3 protein-coding genes are annotated in these 18,435 nt (G+C 76.0%); all 3 read left to right on the forward strand.

The annotated features are described in order from the left end of the window. Nucleotides 1–207: 207 nt before the first annotated feature. The 3 genes from AC5WRL_RS01570 to AC5WRL_RS01580 are packed head-to-tail and all read left to right on the forward strand — an operon-like array spanning nucleotide 208 to nucleotide 18,401. On the forward strand, nucleotides 208–15,804 hold the full coding sequence (locus tag AC5WRL_RS01570) for a non-ribosomal peptide synthetase (RefSeq protein WP_496086386.1): 15,597 nt from the start codon (nucleotides 208–210) through the stop codon (nucleotides 15,802–15,804). A 14-nt stretch (nucleotides 15,805–15,818) separates the two neighbouring features. After that, on the forward strand, nucleotides 15,819–16,043 hold the full coding sequence (locus AC5WRL_RS01575) for an MbtH family protein (RefSeq protein WP_496086387.1): 225 nt from the start codon (nucleotides 15,819–15,821) through the stop codon (nucleotides 16,041–16,043). A 36-nt stretch (nucleotides 16,044–16,079) separates the two neighbouring features. Next, the gene (locus AC5WRL_RS01580; protein WP_496086388.1) at nucleotides 16,080–18,401 is read left to right on the forward strand and encodes a lantibiotic dehydratase; all 2,322 of its coding nucleotides are present in this window, start codon (nucleotides 16,080–16,082) and stop codon (nucleotides 18,399–18,401) included. Nucleotides 18,402–18,435 lie beyond the last annotated feature (34 nt).

Here is an 18,435-nt window from a genome sequence, read left to right on the forward strand (position 1 = left end):
GGGTAGCCCACGCCCCGCCCCGCGCCAACTGACACGATCTTGCTATTCCTCCGCGTCCGTCACCTGCAACTCCCCGGCACGCCCATGGTTTTCTGTCACCCTCAAGATCTTGTCGGAGCGCTTGACGAGGTGGAACCATGTGCCTCCGCACCCGGGATACGGGAACGGGCGCGGCGAAAGGCGAGCGAGAACCGGGGGTTAGCGGCCATGACGGGTTGGACCACTCCGGCCTCCTTCGACCAGGAGCGGGTCTGGCTCGCGAGCCGGCTCGACCCCGACTCCCCGGCCTACCACATCCCCACCGTCGTCCCGCTGCCCGAACTCGGAACCGCACTCCGCACCGACCACGTGACCGCCGCCCTGCACACCGTCGTACGGCGCCACGAGGCACTGCGCACCACCTTGAACCAGGCTGCCGACGGCTCGCTCCACCAGACCGTCCACGAACACGTCGAACTGACCGTGCCCGAGGAAGACCTGCGATCCCTGGACCGGGCGGCGGCCGGCCGCCGCGCCCAGGAACTCCTCACCGAACTCGCCACGGCACCCTTCGACCTGACCCGGACTCCGCTGCTGCGCGCCCGGCTCATCCGCCGCACCGAAGCCGAGCGACTGCTGCTGGTGGTCGTCCACCACAGCGCGTTCGACGCCGCCTCCGTCGCCCTGCTGGACGAGGAGATCACCGAGCTGTGCCGGGCCGCCGCCGAAGGCCGCCCCGCCGACCTTCCCCCGCTGCCCGTCCAGTACGCCGACTACGCCGCCTGGCAGCGCTCCCGGTACGACAGCGGCGAGTTCGAGCCGGACCTCGCCTACTGGCGCGAGCGACTGGCCGGGCTGCCACCGGTGCACGCCCTGCCCCTGGACCGGCAGCGCCCCCCGGTCCGCGGCGACAGCGGCGACACCATCCGGTTCGCCGTACCGAAGGAGGCCGGCGACACGGTGGCCGCGCTCGCCCGGCGCGGCGGCACCACCCCGTTCACTGTGCTGCTCGCGGCGTTCACCGCCCTGCTGGCACGCACCTCGGGCAGCCAGGACGTGGTGGTCGGCGTCCCCGTGTCCGGCCGCGTGCTGCCCGAAGTGGCCCCGCTGATCGGCATGTTCGTCAACACGGTCGTGCTGCGCACCGACACCTCAGGCAACCCGACCTTCGGCGAACTGGTGGCCCGTACCCGCGACGCGGTGGCCGACGCGCTGGAGCACTCCCAGCTGCCGTTCCAGAAACTGGTCGAGGAACTGGCGCCCGAACGCGACCCCAGCGTCGCCCCGCTCTACCAACTCGCGTTCAACTACCTGCCCGACTCCGGGAACGAACAGATCGACACCGGCACCGCCAAGGACGAACTGGTGCTGGAACTGGGGCCGACGGAGGGACGGCTGAGCTTCCGCACCGACCTGTTCGACCGCCGCACCGCCCAGGCACTGGCCGACCGCTACGTACGGCTGCTGGCCGCCGCCACGCCGCACACCCGGCTGGCGGACCTGCCACCGGCCGGCCCCGAAGAGGACGGGGACCCGGGAGCGGACGGCCGGGGCCCGCACCGGGAGCTGCCGCCCGGGCTGGTGCCCGAGCTGTTCCAGACCCGGGTGGCCGCCCGGCCCGGCGCCCCGGCGCTGGCCGGTGACGGCATCCACCTCAGCTACGCCGAACTGAACAGCCGCGCCAACCGGCTCGCCCGGCTGCTCGTCGCGCGCGGCGCGGGCCCCGAGTGGCGGATCGCTCTGCTGCTGCCGAGATCCACGGAGATGATCGTCGCCGTGCTCGCGGTCTTCAAGGCCGGCGCCGCCTACGTCCCGGTCGATCCCGGCCTTCCCCCGCTCCGCCGCGAGTTCCTGCTGACCGACTCCGCGCCCGCGCTCGTCCTCACCCTCGGCGCGACGGCGGACGAGCACCTCCACACGGCCCCCGTACTGGCGCTGAACGACCCGGCGGTGCTCGCCGAACTGGCCCGGGCCGACGACACCGACCTCACCGACGCCGACCGGACGGCCCCGCTGCTGCCGACCTCCCTCGCCTATGTGCTGTACACCTCCGGATCCACCGGCCGGCCCAAGGGCGTGGCGGTCTCGCACACCGGGCTGAGCAACCTCGCCCACACCCACATCGACCTGCTCGGCATCGGGCCCGACGACCGGGTCGCCAACCGGTCCGCCTGGTCCTTCGACACCTCGGTGCTGGAACTGCTCTCCACCCTGCTGGCCGGCGCCACGCTCGTCGTCAGCCCGCACGAACCGGCCCTCCTCGGCGCGGAGCTGACGGACTGGCTGCGCCGCAACGCGGTCACCCACCTCCTCGCGCCGACCCCCGTCGCGGCCACCCTGCCCGCCGGTCCGCCGCCCGCCCTCCGGCTGGTCCTGGCCGGCGGCGAGGCATGCCCGGCCGAACTGGCCGGCCGGCTGGGCTCCGACGTGTCGTTCGTCAACTCGTACGGCCCGACCGAGACCACCGTCGTCGCCACCGCCTGGCGGGGCCGGCACCGACCCCCGACCGCCGTCGCGCCGATCGGCCGGCCGATCCCCAACACCGACTGCTATGTGCTGGACGCCTGGCTGCGCCCGGTGCCGACCGGGGTCCCGGGGGAGCTGTACGTCGCCGGCCCCCATGTCGCCCGCGGCTACCTCGGCCGGTTCGCCCTGACCGCCGAGCGGTTCGTGGCCGACCCGTTCGGGGCGCCGGGCACCCGCATGTACCGCACCGGTGACCGGGTGCGCCGCAACCACGACGGTGACCTCGAATTCCTCGGCCGGACCGACCGGCAGTTCAAACTGCGCGGCTACCGGATCGAACCGGGCGAGATCGAGACCGCGCTCACCGAACTCGCCGGCATCCGGCAGGCCGTCGCGGTGCTGACGGCCGAGGACCCGGCACGGCTGATCGGCCATGTGGTGGCCGAACCGGGCGCCCGGCCCGACCCCGAAGCACTGCGGGCCCACCTGGCCACCGTGCTCCCCCGGCACATGGTGCCGGCCCGGATCATGGTGCTGGACGCGCTGCCGCTGCTGCCCAACGGCAAGCTCGACCGCGCCGCGCTGCCCGCCCCGCCGCCGGTCGGGGACGGCGCCGGAGCCGGCCGGCGGCCCGTGACGGAGCGGGAACGGGTGCTGTGCGCGGCCGTGGCACACGCTCTGCGCCTGGAGGAGGCCGGCGCCGACGACGACTTCTTCCAACTCGGCGGCGACAGCATCTCGGCGATCACCGTGGTGGCCCAGGCGCGCGCCGCCGGACTGCGGATCACCGCACGGCAGGTCTTCCAGCACCGCACCCCCGCCGCGCTGGCCCAGGTCGCGCTCGCGGACGCTCGCCCGCCGGCACCCGGCGCCCCCGCCGGTGGCGAACCGGCCCCGCTCGTACACCTGGACCCAGCCGACCGGGACCGGCTGGCCGCCCGGCACCCCGGCCACCACGACGTACTGCCGCTCTCCCCGCTGCAACGCGGACTGCTCTTCCACGCCCGGTACGACGAGGACGAGCCGACACCCGACGTCTACACCGTGCAACTCGTCCTCGACCTCACCGGCCGGGTGGACCCGGACCGGCTGCGGGCCGCCGGGTCGGCGCTGCTGCGCCGCTACCCCAATCTGCGCGCCGGGTTCTGGACCGACGGCGCCGAACCGGCGCAGGTGATCCCCGCCCCGGGCCCCATGCCCTGGCAGGAACTGGACCTCCGCCCGCTGGACGCCGGACGGCAGGACGAGGAGATACGTTCCTTCCTCGACGCGGACCGGGCGCGCCGGTTCGACCTGTCCGCACCGCCGCTGATCCGCATGAGCCTGCTGCGGCTGGCCGACGACCGCCACCGCCTCGCCCTCACCAGCCACCACATCCTCATGGACGGCTGGTCCCTGCCGATGCTCCTCGACGAACTGCTCACCGGCTACGCGGGCGGCCCGGAGCTCCCGCCGCCGCCCGCCTTCCGCGACTACCTCGGCTGGCTGGCCGCGCAGGACCCGGAGCGGTCCAGGGCGGCCTGGCGGCAGGCGCTGGACGGCGCGAGCCCGTGCGCCGTGGCCCCGGGCGGCGCCGCCACCCGGCGGTCCGGCACACCGCGCCGGGTGGACGTGCCGTTCACCGCCGCCGAGACCAGCGCGCTCTCGGCGGCGCTGCGCGCCACCGGCGTCACCCTCAACACCCTCGCACAGACCGCCTGGGCCGTGGTCCTGGGCCAGCTCACCGGCCGCGACGACGTGGTCTTCGGCGGCTCGGTGGCGGGGCGGCCACCGGAGATCCCCGGTGTCGACCGCATGATCGGCCTGTTCACCAACACCGTGCCGGTACGCGTCAGGACGCGGCCGGCGGAAACCCTGACCGACCTGCTCAGGCGGGTCCAGGACGAACAGTCCGAACTGCTCGCCCACCAGCACACCGCCCTCGCCGACATCCAGCGCGACGCCGGCGGCGACCTGTTCGACACGATGACGACGGTCGAGAACTACCCCGACGCCGCGGGGCTGCTGACCGGGGGACCGGCCGGGGACGGCGGCGATCCGGACGGCCTGCGGCTGACCGGGGCGAGCGTCGACGACGCCACCCACTACCCGCTCAGCCTCACCGTGGTCCCCGGCACGCGGCTGCTGCTCCGCCTGGAGTACCGGCCCGACCTGTACTCCGCCACCGAGGCCGGGTCGATCGCCGCCCGGCTGCGGCACGTTGTGGCCGGCGTGGTGAGCGGCGCGGACGTACCCGTCGGCCGGCTGGCACTGGCCGACGCGGCCGAGCGTACGGCGCTGCTGGCCCGGGCGGCCGGGCCCGTACTGCCCGGCGGGCCGGTCGAAGGCCCCGCCGAGCTGGTGACCAAGTGGGTGGCGCCGGCCGGCGACCGCATCGCGGTGACGGACGGTGCGACGGCGCTCGGCTACGCGGATCTCGACCGGCGTGCCGACCATCTCGCCCGGCTCCTGACCGCAGGCGGAGCGGGCCCCGACACCGTCGTCGCGCTGGCGCTGCCCCGGACGCCCGCCCTGATCGTGGCGGCCCTGGCCGTCGCCAAGGCGGGCGCCGCGTTCCTGTGGCTCGACCCCACCTTGCCGGAGCGACGGCAAGCCCAACTGCTGTCCGGCGCAGGGGCGCTGCTCGCGGTCACCACGGCGGGTGACGGCGCGGGCCTGCCGCCCGGCCTGCCGGTGGTGACTGTGGACGCGGCGGACCACCGGGGCGCTGTGTCGCCCGCGGATTCGCCCCCTTCTGGCCAGCATGCCGTTATCGCGGCGGGTGACGGTGCCGAGCACGGTGGTGGTGCGCCGCTTGACGCTGCGCCGCGTTCCGATCTGCCGGTTCCGGCCGGGGATGCTCCCGGTCAACGGGGCGGCGAGCCGCCTTCGGCCGCCCCGCGTCCCGAGCCCCGTGTCGGCACCGCGATAGGTGACCGTGCGACGCTGCCGGCCGGTCCGTCGGTTCCGGACCCGCACTCGCACCCGCACCCGCACCCGGACGCGCCGGAGCACCGGGGCGGGGTGCCGTTCCCGGTTTCGTCGCGTTCCGATCGACTCGCTGTCGTCGCGGCGGGTGACGGTGTGCCGGCCCCGACCCCGGCGTGTCCGGACCATCTCGCCTATGTGCTGCACACCTCCGGGTCCACCGGAACTCCGAAGCCGGTGGCCGTCACCCGGCGCGGGGCGCACACCATGGTCCGGGCCCAGCTGGCCCGGTTCGCTCTCGACGGCGACAGCCGGATGGCACAGCTCGCGCCCTGGAGCTTCGACGCCGCGATGTCCGAATGGCTCACGGCCATGGCGGCCGGTGCCGCCGTCGTGCTGCCGCCCGCCGGGGAGCCGCTGGTCGGCGAGGCACTGGCCCGCTGGATCGACACCGCCGGGGTGACCCACGTACAGCTCACCCCCGCCGTACTGGCCACCGTGCCCGAGGGATCCCTGAGCGGGGTACGCACCCTCGTCGTCGGCGGCGAGTCCTGCCCGCCGGAGCTGGTGGCCCGCTGGGCACCCGGCCGGCTGATGATCAACGCGTACGGTCCCACCGAGGCGAGCGACACCGTGACGCTCGCCGACTGCCGGCCGGACGCCGGCGCGGGCTCCGCCCCCGGCGCCCGGGTGCCCATCGGCACCCCGGTGGCGAACACCTCGGTCCATGTGCTCGACGCCGCGCTGCGGCCCGTCCCGCCCGGCACCCCTGGCGAGTTGTACGCGGCCGGCCCCGGCGTGACCCGCGGCTACCTCGGCCGCCCGGCGTACACCGCGGAACGCTTCGTGGCCTGCCCCTTCGGGCCGCCCGGCGCCCGCATGTACCGCACCGGCGACCTGGCGCGCTGGACCACCGACGGCGAACTGGAGTTCCTCGGCCGCGCCGACCGCCAGGTCCAGCTGCACGGCGTACGGGTCGAACCGGCCGAGGTCGAGGCCGCGCTGGCCGACTGCCCCGGCGTCGGCCAGGCCGCCGTGCTCGCGGTCGGCGAACCGCCCCGGCTGGTGGCGTACGCCGCGCCCCGCCCGGGCGGCGAACTGCCCTCGCCCGCCGACCTGATCACCTGGCTCGCCCGGGTGCTGCCCCGGAACCTGGTGCCCTCCGCCGTGGTCCCGCTGCCCGCGCTGCCGCTCAACCGCCACGGCAAGATCGACCGGCACGCGCTGCCCGACCCGGCCGCGCCACGCCGCGCCGCCCACCGGGAGCCGGGCACCGAACGCGAACGCGTGCTCTGCGCCGCCGTCGCCGCCACCCTGAGCCTGGACCGGGTCGGCCCGGACGACGACTTCTTCGGCATCGGCGGCGACAGCATCACCTCGATCCAGCTCGTGGCCCGCGCCCGGGCGGCGGGACTGCGGCTGACCGCCCGGCAGATCTTCGAACACCGGACGGCCGCCGCACTGGCGGCGGTCGCCACCGCGCTGCGCGCCGAGGACGACGCGGACGTACCGGTCGGCCCGCTCGCCGCGTGGCCCATCGCCGCCTGGCTGCGCGACCGCGCGGCGCCGCTGGAGCGCTTCACCCAGTCGACCGTGCTCGGCACCCCCGCCGGCACCACCGAGGACCAGCTGCTGACGGCCATCGGCGCGCTGCTCGACCGGCACGACGCGCTCCGGCTGCGGCTGCTGCGCCCCCGGTGGACCCTGGACATCGCCCCGCGCGGCGCGGTCTCCGCCGCCGACTGCTGGCGGCGCGTCGACGTACGGGGGCTGGACCGGGACGCCCTGCGCACCGCGATCGACACCGAACGCGCCCGCGACGGAGGCGGGTTCGACCTCGCCGCCGGCGTGGTGCTGCGCGCGGTGTGGTTCGACGCCGGACCGCGCGAGCCCGGCCATCTGCTGCTGTCCATCCATCATCTGGCCGTCGACGGATACTCCTGGCGGGTGCTGCTGCCCGACCTGATCGCCGCCGCCGGCGCTGCGGCGGCCGGGCAACCGGTACGACTGCCCGCCGTGGGCACCTCACTGCGCCGCTGGACCCGGCTCCTCCACGAGCAGGCCGGCTCCAGCGACCGCCGCGCCGAACTGCCGTACTGGCTCGGAGTCACCGCCCCGACCGAGGCCCCAGCACTCACCCGGCAGCCCCTGGACCCGGCCCGGGACACGTACGGCCGGGCCCGGTTCCGTACCCGCCTCCTCCCGGCGGAGCTGACCGCCGAACTGCTGACGACGGTCCCGGCCGCCTTCGGCGGCACCGTCCAGGACATCCTGCTCACCGCGCTGGCCATGGCCGTCGCCGAGCACCGCCGGGGCCGCGGCGAACCGGACGACGGCAGCCTGCTGGTCGATGTCGAGGGCCACGGCCGCGAGGAGATCGCCGAGGGCGTCGATCTCACCCGCACCGTGGGCTGGTTCACCAGCATGTACCCGGTACGGCTGCGGCTCGGCGAGCCGCAGCCGGCCGAACTGTACGAGGGCGGGCCGGCGGCCGGCCGCGCCGTGAAGCGGGTCAAGGAGCAACTGCGCTCGGCGCCGGACGGCGGCCTCGGCTACGGCATGCTGCGCCACCTCGACCCCGACAGCGCCGCCGCCCTCGCGGACGGCGCCGCCGCCGAGATCCTCTTCAACTACCTGGGCCGGTTCGACGGGCGATCGGACACCGGCGCCTGGAGCCCGACCGTGGAGTCGGGCGAACCGGCCGGCGGGCTCGACCCGGACATGGCCATGCCGCACGCCCTGGAACTCAACGCCATGGTGGTCGGCGGCCCGTCCGGGCCCGCCCTGGCCGCGACCTGGTCCTGGGCCCCCGGCGCGCTCGACGACGCGACCGCCGCCGCGCTGGCGGATGACTGGCAGCGGGCGCTGCACGCGCTGTGCGCCCACGTACGCGCCCACGGCGGCGGCCGTACCCCGTCCGACTTCCCGCTCGCCCGGCTGGACCAGGACGAGGTCGACCTGCTGACACGTCAGCAGCCGGACGTCCGCGACATCTGGCCGCTCACCCCGCTCCAGGAGGGCCTGCTCTTCCACAGCGGCTACGACGACGGCCCCGACCTGTACACGATGCAGCTCTACATCGACCTGACCGGCCCGGTGAACGCCGCCGCCGTCCGGCACGCGGGCCGGCTGATGCTGCGCAGGCACCCGAACCTGCGGGCCGCGTTCCGCTGGCAGGGCCTGCGCCGCCCGGTCCAGATCATCACCGACCGCGACGACTTCGCCTGGCGGGAGACCGATCTCAGCGACCTGGCGGAGACCGACCGCCGGGCGGCGCTGGACCGGCTCCAGGCCGCCGACCGCGACCAGCGGTTCGACCTCACCCGGGCCCCCCTGATGCGGATGGCCCTCATCCGGCTCGCACCGGACCGGCACCGGCTGCTGGTGACCCACCACCACACCCTGATCGACGGCTGGTCCACCCCGCTGTTCGTACGGGAACTCCTCGCCCTGGCCGCCGACGGGGGCGACACCGGCACCCTGCCCCCGGTGCGCCCCTACCGCGACTTCCTCGGCTGGCTCGACGCCCAGGACCCGACCGCCTCCGTCGCGGCGTGGAGGCGGGCGCTCGCCGAACTGGACGGCCCCACCCTGGTGGCCGGCGACCGTGGTACGCGGCATCTGCCGGTCCGCCCGCGCGAGCTGACGGCCGAGCTGGACGCGGCCACCACCGCCGCCCTCACCGCCGCGCTGCGCGAACACGGGCTGACCCTGCACACCGTCGTACTCGGCGTATGGGCCACGGTGCTGGCCCGGCTGACCGGCCGCGACGACGTGGTGTTCGGCGCCACGGTGTCCGGCCGGCCGGGCGAACTGGACGGATCCGGCGACATGCTCGGGCTGTTCATCAACACGGTGCCGGTACGGATCCGGCTGCGTCCGGGTGACACGGTCGGGCACCTCCTGCGGGAGATCGCCGCCGGCCAGGCGGAGCTGCTCGCCCACCACCACGTGCCGCTCAGTGAGATCCAGCGGACGACGGGGCACGACGCGCTCTTCGACACCGCCGTCGTGGTGGAGAACTTCCCGGCCGGACCGCAGGAGGACCCCGGGGAGGCCGACGCGATGCGGGTCGCCGGGGCGGGCGGCTACGACGCCACGCACTACACGCTGGACCTGACCGTGGCGCCGCACGAGCGGCTGCGGATCGTGCTGCGCCACCGGCCCGACACCTTCGGGCAGGACGCGGCGGCGGCCGTCCTCGACCAGGTGATGGAGCTGCTGCGTACCGTGGTGGCCGAACCGGACGCCCCGGTGGGGCGGTTGCGGGCACCGGCCGGTGCCGAGCGGTCCCGCCGGCTCGCCGTGGGCGCGGCCCGGCCGTGGGCCGGCCCGCCCCCGCTGCCGGCGGACGGCCTCCTGCCGGAGCTGTTCGAGGCCCGGGCCGCCGCCTGCCCCGAGCGGACCGCCGTCGCCGACGGTGACCGGGCCGCGAGCTATGCCGAACTCAACGCCCGGGCCAACCGGCTGGCCCGCCTCCTGGTGGCCCGGGGCGCCGGGCCCGAGCGGGTGGTGGCGGTGGCGATGCCGCGTTCCGTGGACGCGGTCGTCGCCGTCCTGGCGGTGGCGAAGACCGGCGCCGCGTTCCTCCCGGTCGACCTGGACTATCCGGCGGAGCGGGTGGCGGTCATGTTCGCCGACGCGCGCCCCTGCCTGGCGGTGGCCACGGCCGCGACGGCCGGCGCGCTTCCGCCGGAGGTCGAGCCGCTGCTCCTCGACGAGGCGGCGGGGCGGGACGCGACAGCGGCTCCGGCCGCCCGGGGCGCGGGCGCCCGCACCGGGCGTTCCGGGGTGACCCCGACAGCTCCGCTTCCGGGGTCCCACGACGAAGCAGAGCCGGAGCCCGGCGGACCACGTCGGGCGAGCACACCGCCCAACGCCGAGCGGGCGGGCCTCCCGGAACCCGCCGCAGCCGCACCGGGCGGCGCGGGCCCGGCGGTCGCCGATCTCACCGGCGCCGACAGACTTGGGCCGCTGCGGGCAGCGGAGCGGGCGGGATGCTCGGCGGACGACGCGCCGGGTCCGGCGGACTCCGGCCCCATCGGTGCCGTGGGGGTGGCCGAGCGGGCGGGTTCTTCGGCATCTGCCGGCGTCGTACCGGCGGTCGCCGGTCGTGCGGGCGACGTGATCGGGCTGGCCGGCGCCGATCTCTGCGACGCCGATCGGCTCGGGCCGCCGTCGGCAGTGGAGCGGGCGGGGTTCGCGGCGGACGCCGGCCCGACCGGTGCCGTGGGGGCGGCTGAGCGGGCGGGTTCTTCGGCATCTGCCGGCGTTGTACCGGCGGACGGCGATCTCACCGATGCCGATCGGCTCGGTGCCCTGCGGTCGGGGCAGCCGGCCTACGTGTTGTTCACCTCGGGCTCGACCGGCCGGCCCAAGGCGGTGGCCGTGACCCATGCCGGGGTGGCGAACATGGCCGCCGTGCAGATCGACCGGTTCGGCGTGGACGCCGATTCCCGGGTGGCGCAGCTCGCTTCCTGGAGCTTCGACGCGGCCATGTCCGAGCTGTTCACCGCGCTGCTCTCCGGGGCCACGCTGGTACTGCCCCCACCGGGCACCGTGCTCGCCGGCGAGCCCCTCGCGCGCTGGATCGACCAGCGCAAGGTCAGCCACGTCCAGTTGACGCCCGCCGTCCTTGGCACCCTGCCCGACGACGCGCTGGCCGGCGTCGGCACCCTCGTCGTCGGCGGCGAGGCGTGCCCCGCCGAGCTGGCGGAACGCTGGTCGGCCGGGCGCCGGATGATCAACACGTACGGGCCGACCGAGGCCGCCGACACCGTCACCCTCGCCGACTGCGGCCCGGCGGCCGGCGCCGCTGTCGCGCCCATCGGCCGGCCGGTGCCGCGCGTCGGCGCGTACGTGCTCGACGCCACCCTCCAGCCGGTCGCCGAGGGCGCCACCGGTGAGCTGTACGTGACCGGCGCCGGGCTGGCCCGCGGCTATCTCGGCCGGCCGGGGCGCACCGCGGAGCAGTTCGTGGCCTGCCCGTTCGGGGCGCCGGGCGAGCGGATGTACCGCACCGGTGATCTGGTACGCCGCCGGCCGGACGGCCTGCTGGAGTTTCTGGGACGCGCCGACCAGCAGGTGAAGATCCGCGGGGTCCGCGTGGAACTCGCCGAGATCGAGGCCGCCGTCACCGCCCTCCCCGCCGTGGCCCGGGCGGCCGTGGTGGTCCGCGAGGACCGGCCGGGCGACGCCCGCCTGGTGGCCTACGCGGTACCTGCCCCCGGCGCCCCGCTGGACGGCGCCGCCGCCCGCCGGAGCCTGGCCAGGACGCTGCCGCGCGCCCTCGTGCCCGCCGCCGTGGTGGCGCTCCCCGAACTGCCCGTCACCCCCAACGGCAAACTCGACCGGGCCGCGCTGCCCGCGCCGCCGCCCGCCGCGGCCGGCGGCCGGGCGGCCCGTACCCCGGCCGAGCAGGTGCTGTGCGACCTGTTCGCCGACGTACTGGGCGTCCCGCTGGCCGGCGCCGACGACGACTTCTTCGACCTCGGCGGCCACTCCCTGCTCGCCACCCGGCTGACCGGCCGGGTACGCGACGCCCTCGGCACGGACGTGGACATCAGGACCCTGTTCGAGCACCCCACCCCGGCCGCCCTGGCGGCGGAGCTGGCCGGCCGCGAGGGCGGCCCGGCACGCCCGCGCCCGGAGCCCGCCGACCGGCCGGCGCGGCTGCCGCTGTCGCACGGGCAGCGCCGGTTCTGGTTCCTCAACGAGCTGGCCGGCGGCGCCGTCAACAACAGCATGCCGCTCGCCCTGCGGCTGCCCGGCGAGGCGGACGCCACCGCCCTGCGCCAGGCCCTCGACGACGTGGTGGCCCGGCACGAAAGCCTGCGCACGGTGTTCCCCACCGGGCCGGACGGCGTCCCCCACCAGCACGTGCTCGCCGATGGCCGGGCACCGCTGACCACCGCCGCGTGCGCCCCCGGGGAGCGGCCGGCGGCGATGGCCGCCGCGCTCGGCCGGGGCTTCGACCTCGCCACCGAAACCCCGCTGCGCGCCCACCTGTTCACCGCCGGCCCCGGCCAATCCGTCGTGCTGCTCGTCCTGCACCACATCGCCGGCGACGGCTGGTCGCTCGGTGTCCTCGCCGAGGACCTGCACACCGCGTACGCCGCCAGGCTGGCCGGCCGCGCCCCCGGGTGGCAGCCGCTGCCGGTTCAGTACCCCGATGTCACCCTGTGGCAGCGTGCCCTGCTCGGCGCGCCGGAGCGGCCCGACAGCCGGCACTCCCGCCAACTGGAGCACTGGCGCCGCACGCTGGCCGGCCTGCCCGACTGCACCCCGCTGCCCACCGACCGGCCGCGTACCGCCGCCACCGGCGACCACGGCGGTACGGTCACCCTCGATGTCGACGCCGAACTGCACGCCCGCCTGCTGGGCGTCGCCCGGCGCACCGGCACCACGTTGTTCATGGTGTTGCAGACGGCGCTGAGCGCCCTGCTGACCCGGCTGGGCGCGGGCACCGACATCCCGATCGGCACGCCGGTCGCCGGCCGCGGCGACCCGTCCCTGGACCGGCTCGTCGGCTGCTTCGTCAACTTCCTGGTGCTGCGGGCCGACACCGGCGGCGATCCGACGTTCCGCCGGCTGCTGGAGCGGGTCAGGGAGGCGGACCTCGCCGCCTACGCGCACCCGGACCTGCCCTTCGAGTCCCTGGTCGAAGCCCTCAACCCGGCCAGGACACCGGCCCGGCATCCGCTGTTCCAGGTGGTGCTGTCCCTCCAGACCGCCACAGCGGCGGCCCCGGCTGCCGAGGGCGGCTTCGAGGAACTGCCGGTCGAACCGGCCACCGCCCAGTTCGACCTGTTCTTCGAGGTCACCGAGCGGCGCGGCAGCGACGGCGCCCCGCGGGGCCTGGACTGTCACCTCGGCTACCGGGGCGATCTGTACCACCGCTCGACCGCCCGGGCGTTCCACCGCTGGTTCGGGACGCTGCTGAGCGCCATGGCCACCGACCTCGACCAGCCCGTCGGCCGGCCCCAACTGCTCACCGGCGGCGAGCGCCGCCGCGTACTGGAGGACTGGAACGCCACCGGGGCGCCGGCCGCCCCGGACGTGGTGACCGCCTTCCAGCGGCAGGTCCTGCGTACCCCGGACGCCGCCGCCGTCATCGGCGAGAGGGCCACCCTCAGCTACGCCGCCCTCGACCGGCGGTCCAACCGGCTCGCGCACCATCTCATCGGCCGGGGCGCGGGACCGGGCGCGCTGATCGCCCTGGAGCTGCCCCGGACCGAGGATTTCCTGGTCGCCGTGCTCGCGGTGCTCAAGACCGGCGCGGCCTACCTGCCGCTCGACCCCGGCCACCCCGCCGACCGACTGCGGCACATCCGGGCGGACGCCGCACCCGATCTGGTGCTGACCGCCGTGCCCGGCGACGGCGAGCCGGCGGTGGCCGGCTGCCCGGACACCGCGCCCGGCGACGCGGATCAGGCGGCGCGCCCGCCGTCCCCGTCCGACCCGGCGTACGTCATCTACACCTCCGCCACCACCGGTCCGCCCAAGGGCGTGGTCATCGGCCGGGGCGCCCTCGCCAATCTGCTCGCCGCGCTGCGCGACGTCCTGCGGCTGGCCCCCGGCGACCGGATGCTGTCGGTGACCACCGCCGCCTTCGACATGTCGGTGCCGGAGCTGTACGCCCCGCTGCTGAGCGGCGCCGCCGTGGTGATCGCCGGTCCGCAGACGGTCCGCGACCCGGCGGCGCTGGCCCGGCGGTGTGCCGGGACCGGGGTCGGCGTCGTGCACGCCACCCCCTCGCTGTGGCAGTCGCTGGCCGAATCGGTGCCCGGACTGCTGCCCGGGCTGCGGAAGTTCACCGGCGCCGAGGCGCTGCCCGCCGGGCTGGCCGGCCGGCTGACCGGCGCCGGCGGCGAGCTGACCAATCTGTACGGTCCGACCGAGACCACCGTGTGGTCCACCGCCGCCCGGCTCTCCGGCCCGGTGGACGGGCAGCCGATCGGCACCCCGCTGGCCAACACCCGGGCCTATGTGCTCGACGAACGGCTGCGGCCGGTGCCCCCCGGGGTGACCGGGGAGCTGTATCTGGCCGGCGCCGGGCTCGCGCACGGCTATCTGCGCCGGCCGGCGCTGACCGCCGAACGGTTCACCGCCTGCCCGTGGGGACCGCCCGGCGAGCGGATGTACCGCACCGGGGACCTGGCCCGCTGGACCTCCGCCGGGCAGCTGGAGTACGGCGGACGGGCCGACCAGCAGATCAAGCTGCGCGGCTTCCGGATCGAGCCGGGCGAGGTCGAAGCGGCCCTGGTCTCCCATCCGGCCGTGGCCAGGGCGGCGGTCATCGCGCGCGAGGACCGGCCCGGCGACCGGCGGCTGGTGGCGTACGTCGTACCGGCGGCGGGCGGTGCCATCGACCCGGCGGCGCTGCGCGCGCACGCGGGCCGCACCCTGCCGCCGTACATGATGCCGAACGCCGTCGTCGCGCTCCCCGTCCTGCCACGCACCCCGAACGGCAAGCTCGACCGCGCGGCGCTGCCCGCGCCGCCGGCCGCGCGCGCCGGCCTCGCCGCCCGCAGCCACCGCGAGGAACTGCTGTGCCAGCTCTTCGCGCAGGTGCTCGGCGTCCCCGAGGTCGGCGTCGACGACAACTTCTTCGACCTCGGCGGCCATTCGCTGCTGGCCGCCACGCTGGCCGGGCGGATCCGGGCCGAACTGGGCGCCGAACCCGGCCTCGGCCCGCTCTTCGCCCACCCGACGCCCGGCGCGCTCGCCGCCCGGCTTGACGGGGGCGGCGGCGACCGCGGCCTCGGCGTACTGCTGCCGATCCGTACCACCGGGCGCCTGGCGCCGCTGTTCTGTGTGGCGCCGATCGCCGGCCTCGCCTGGTGCTACACGGGCCTGCTGCGCCACCTGGACCCCGAACGGCCCATCTACGGCCTCCAGTCCCGGCTCGCGGCCCCGGACCGCCCGCTGCCCGGCTCGCTCGCCGAGGTCGCCGCCGACCACCTGGAACAGATCCGCGCGATACGGCCCACCGGTCCGTACCACCTGCTCGGCTGGTCGTACGGCGGGCTGGTGGCGCACGAACTGGCCGTGCGGCTGCGGCGCGAGGGGGCGCCGGTGGGGCTGCTGGCGCTGCTCGACGCCCACCCGGTGGCCGACGGCGACCTGGCCGTCCCCGTCGATCCGGTGGCCGCGCTGCACCGCCTGCTGGGCCCGGAGACGGCCGCCGAGCTGGCCACCGACCTGGCCGGGGTGGTGGCCAACAACGCCCGGCTGGCCGCGGCACACCGCCCCGGGCGCTTCGACGGCGCCATTGACCTGTTCCACGCGACGGCCGGACCCGGCCCGGACCGCTCGGCCGCCTGGACCGATCACACCACCGGTGACCTGCGCGTACACCGGATCGCCTGCGCGCACGACGACATGACCCGGCCCGAGCAGCTGCGCCGCATCGGCGCCGAGCTCGACAGCCGGCTGAGACGACAGCCCTGAAGGAGCAGCACACCATGACCAATCCGTTCGACGACGCCGAGGGCCGCTTCCTGGTCCTGGTCAACGACGAGGGCCAGCACTCGCTGTGGCCCGCGTTCGCCGAAGTGCCCGCCGGCTGGACGGTGGCGCACCCCGAGGACAGCCGCCAGGCGTGCCTGGACTACGTCGAGACGCACTGGACGGACATGCGGCCCCGCACTCTGGTGCGGTCGATGGAGGACGCCGGGCCGGCGTCCTGATCCGTCCCCCTCCCAGCAGCCACTGATCAGGAGCCGGTGACCACCTTGTCCGACCATCTCGTTCCCCTGCCCGGCACCCCGTGGAGCGTGTGGCGGCACACCCTCGTGCGCTCCGCCGGGTTCCCCGCCGACGGCGTCGCCGCCTTCGGCGCGCCCGGGCTGGCCAGGACCGTGGACCGGCTACTGGCGGGCGACGCCGGTGCGTCCGCCGACCTCGACGCCGCGTTCGCCGCCGCGCTGACCGACCTGGGCCGGGCCGTCCACGAGGTGTGCGCCGACCCGGGGTTCCGGCAGGCGGTCACCTGGCAGAACCCGGGAGCGCTCAGCTCCGTGGCCGGGGTGCTGCGCGACGGCCCCGGGGCGCGGCGCAACGAACGCCGCCGCCGCCGGGAGGAGATCGTCGCCAAGTACTGGCAGCGGTACTGCACCAAGAACGACACGATCGGCTTCTTCGGCCCGATGAGCTGGTCGACGGTGGACAACGGCGGTCCGCGCCTTGAGGTACGGCACGGGCCGGCGCTGGTGCGGCGCGGCGCGGTGCACTTCGAGTGGTGGGCGCTCGACGCGCTGGCGCAGCGCCTGGCGGCCGATGAACGGCTGCGTCCCTGGCTGCCGGTGGCCGTGCAGCCGCAGCTGCGGCTCGACGGCCGCCGCCTGCTGTGGCCGAACCGGCCCGCGCAGGAGCTGCCGGCCGGCGCCGCCGAGCTGGTGGCCCGCTGCGACGGGCGCCGGCGGGCCGGCGAGCTGGCGGCCTGGCTGACCGGGGACGGTACGTTCCGCCGCCCGGCCGATGTGTACGCGCAGCTCGACGAGCTGGCCGCCGCCGGGGTGCTGCGGCTGGGCTTGGACCTGCCGATGGACCTCGGCGCCGAACGGCTGCTGCGCGAGCGGCTGGCCGGCATCGGCGACACCGGGGCCCGGGCGTGGGCGCTGGCGACGATGGACCGGCTGTGCGAGGCCCGCGACGCGGTGGCCGCGGCCGAAGGACCGGACGAACTCGCCTCCGCCATGGGTGCGTTGGAGGACAACTTCACCGACATCACCGGCCAGGACGCCCGGCGGCGGCCCGGCGAGACCTACGCCGGCCGTACCCTGTGCCATCTGGACACCGTCCGCGACCTGGACATCACCGTCGGCGGGGACGTCCTGGCCAGGCTGGCCGGCCTGGCGCCGCTGCTCCAGTCGGCGCGCTGGCTGTCGGCCCGGATCGCGGAGGCGTACACGGCGGCGCTCACCGGGCTGTACCACGAGCTGGCCGCCGACGCCGGCGCGGTGGAAGTACCGCTGCACGAGCTGTGGTTCATGGCCCAGGCGCTGGTCTTCGGCGAAGAGCGGCCCGCGGACCCGGTGGTCGCCGACTTCCTGACCCGGTGGACGGCGGTACTCGGCCTGGCGGACGTCCGGCCCGGCACCGCCGAACTGCGGTTCACCGCAGGCGAACTCGGCGCCCGGGTCGCCGAGGCGTTCCCGGCCGACCGGCCCGGCTGGTCAGAGGCCCGGGTGCACAGCCCCGACATCCACCTGTGCGCCACCGACGCCGAGGCGCTGGCCCGTGGCGACTACACTCTGGTGCTCGGCGAACTGCACATCGCCTCCGCCGCGTTCGACACCCAGTTCTTCGCGCTCGGACACCCGGAACCGCACGTGCTGCGCGAGGCCCTGGCCGCCGACCTGCCGGACAGCCGGGTCCGGCTGCTGCTGCCGCCCGACTGGCCCCGGCACTGTTCCCGCAACGCGTACTGGATGCACGGGCCGCAGGATGTGGAACTGGGCTTCGTCCCCGCCCCGGGGGCGGACCCCGACCGGCTGGTACCGGTCACCGCCCTGACCGTGACCGAGACCCCGGACGGGCTGCTCGCCCGGGCGGCGGACGGCCGGCGCTGGCCGATCCTCGAAGTCTTCGCGAACCTGCTGGGCCTCCAGGCGTTCGACACCTGGAAGCTGGCCGGCGCCGGCGGCCACACGCCACGGATCACGGTCGACGACCTCGTCCTCGTACGCCGCACCTGGCGGTCCACGGTCGGCGCCGGCGGGCTGGCCGATGTCACCGGCGAGCGGCAGCGGTACGTGGCGGCCCGCCGCTGGCGGCTGGCCGCGGACATGCCCGAGCAGGTCTACGTCCGGGTCGCCACCGACATCAAGCCGCAGTTCGTCGACTTCACCAGCCCGGTGTACGTACGCCTGCTGTGCACCATGCTGCGCGCGGCCCGGGCGAAGGGCGGCGACGAGGTGGAGGTGATCGTCACCGAGGCGCTGCCCACGGCCGGGCACGCCTGGCTGGCCGATGGGCAGGGCCGCCGGTACTCCTCCGAGCTGCGGCTCCAGATCATCGATCCGGAGCCGCCCGGCCGGCCCTGACCACCCCTGACCACCCGGCCCGCGCCCGCCTCCG

It is taken from the genome of Streptomyces sp. NTD107 (genome assembly GCF_059510435.1).

What these genes read in the sequence shown, in the direction of transcription:
- AC5WRL_RS01570 (WP_496086386.1), top strand. Translation starts at nt 208, where the DNA reads ATGACGGGTTGGACCACTCCGGCCTCCTTCGACCAGGAGCGGGTCTGG.
- AC5WRL_RS01575 (WP_496086387.1), top strand. Translation starts at nt 15,819, where the DNA reads ATGACCAATCCGTTCGACGACGCCGAGGGCCGCTTCCTGGTCCTGGTC.